This window comes from Allosphingosinicella sp., assembly GCF_036387215.1.
Classification (GTDB): domain Bacteria; phylum Pseudomonadota; class Alphaproteobacteria; order Sphingomonadales; family Sphingomonadaceae; genus Allosphingosinicella.
Genome location: NZ_DASVUE010000377.1, coordinates 1 through 2,120, shown reverse-complemented (window position 1 = coordinate 2,120; position 2,120 = coordinate 1). Strand labels below are relative to the sequence as shown.

Below are 2,120 nucleotides of genomic sequence, written 5' to 3'. Positions count from 1 at the left end.
CTTCATCGCCCATCCGATGAAGAAGCTGCTGAAAGGCAGCGAGCTCGTGCTCGGCGTCGTCCATCGGGAGGGCGAAAGCCTTTGGCTCCGGCCGGTCGAGAAAAAGGAGCGGCGGGAGCTTCCGATCTCGGAGCTTGGCCGAGCCGAGGTCGGCGATCTCGTCCTCGCGGAAAAGACGGGACGGCCACCGCGGCTTAGCGCGCGGGTGTCCGAGGTGCTCGGCGACCCATTCGCTCCGCGCAGCTTCAGCCTGATCGCGATCCACAAGCATGGCATTCCGCATGAATTCCCCGACCGGGTGCTCGAAGAGGCGGAGCGGGTTGCGCAGCAGGAGCTCGGGTCCCGCGAGGACCTCACGCACGTGCCGATCGTCGCGATCGATCCGGCGGACGCCCGCGACCATGACGATGCCGTCTGGGCGGCGCCCGACGAGGATCCCTCGAACGGCGGCGGCTGGAAGGCGATCGTCGCCATCGCCGATGTCAGCTTCTACGTCCGCCCGGGCTCCTCCATCGACAAGGAAGCACGGAAGCGCGGCAACAGCGTCTACTTCCCTGATCGCGTGGTGCCGATGCTCCCGGAAACACTTAGTGCCCACGTCTGCTCGCTGAAGGAGGGGGAGGACCGCGCCGCCTTGGCCTGCCACCTGCAGGTGACGAAGGACGGGCAGCTCAAGAGCTGGCGCTTCACACGCGCCCGGGTCCGCATCGCGGCGAACATTGCCTACGAGGACGCGCAGGCCGCGATCGACGCTTCGGCTGGGCAGGAGCGGACCGAAGTCTCCTCCTCGCCCTGCTCCATGCCGGAAATCGAAGCCGATGCGCCCGCCGTGGATCCGGCCATCGTCGAGGGCACTCTGAAGCCGCTCTGGGCCTGCTGGCGCGCGCTCTACAAGGCTCGGGAGAAACGGGCGCCGCTCGACCTCGACCTCCCCGAGCGGCGCGTAGTGCTGGACGAGAAGGGGCGGATCACGTCCGTGGCGCCGCGCGAGCGGCTCGACGCGCACAAGCTGGTCGAGGACTATATGATCGCCGCCAACGTCGCGGCCGCAAAGGCTCTGGAGGCGAAGAAGGCTCCCGTCATGTACCGCGACCACGAGCCTCCGAGCCGCGAGAAGCTGGTGGCGCTGAAGGATTATCTCGAGACCTTCGACATCCCCTTCGCGCTCGGCCAGGTGATCAAGCCCGAGACCTTCAACCGGATCATCGACCGGGTGGGGGAGGCGGAGTTCAAGCCCGAGATCATGGAGCAGATCCTCCGCACCCAGACCCAGGCTTATTACGGCCCCGAGAATCACGGCCATTTCGGCCTCTCGCTCGGCTCCTACGCCCATTTCACCAGCCCGATCCGGCGCTATGCGGACCTGCTCGTCCACCGCTCGCTGGTGCGCAGCTACGGTCTCGGCGAGGGCGGCCTCACCGACGCCGAAGCGGAAGCGATGGACATCATCGGCGAGTCCATCTCGCAGTTTGAGCGGCGGGCGATGGTTGCGGAGCGCGAAACGCTCGACCGCTATGTGGCCGCCTATCTGTCGGAGCGGGTCGGCGAGCTGGTCGATTGCCGCATCACCGGCGTGCAGCCGTTCGGCTTCTTCGCCGCCGTGGAAGGCCTCGGCGGCGACGGCCTGGTCCCCGTTTCCACCCTCGGCACCGAATATTTCCGCTACGAGGAAGCGAGCCAGACCCTCGTCGGCGAGGACACGCAGCAGACCTTCGCGCCCGGGCAGCGGCTGAAGCTGCGCCTGGCCGAGGCCAATCCGGTGTCTGGCGGGCTCCGCTTCGAAGTCCCGAACATGCCGGCTTCGGGTCCCCAGCGCCGAACGATCAAGCGCGACGGCCGCCGCGGCGAGGAGAAGCCAAAGCGCGTCCAGGGCAAGCGCGGCCGTCCCTCGAATATCCGGCACAAGGGCGGCCGGCGCTAGATTTCCCGGCAGGATCAGTCCGCCTGCGGAACGATAGGCACTTGTGCCGTGTTCTGCCTCTTGACGCACAAGTGGTTGCAGCAGGTGGCGTGCCAATGCCGTTGTTCTTGAAGTCCCTCGGCTATTTCGTTTCCATCATCAGCGTGATCCTGCTGGGCACGGTCGCCTGGAAGAGCGCTTCTGAGGATTCCACTCTGCT

General features: G+C 66.7%; 1 protein-coding gene. It reads left to right on the top strand.

Translation table 11 applies throughout. The annotated features are described in order from the left end of the window. On the top strand, window positions 1–1,921 hold a 1,921-nt coding region (locus VF662_RS14705), incomplete at its 5' end, for a ribonuclease R family protein (RefSeq protein WP_464142593.1). Window positions 1,922–2,120 lie beyond the last annotated feature (199 nt).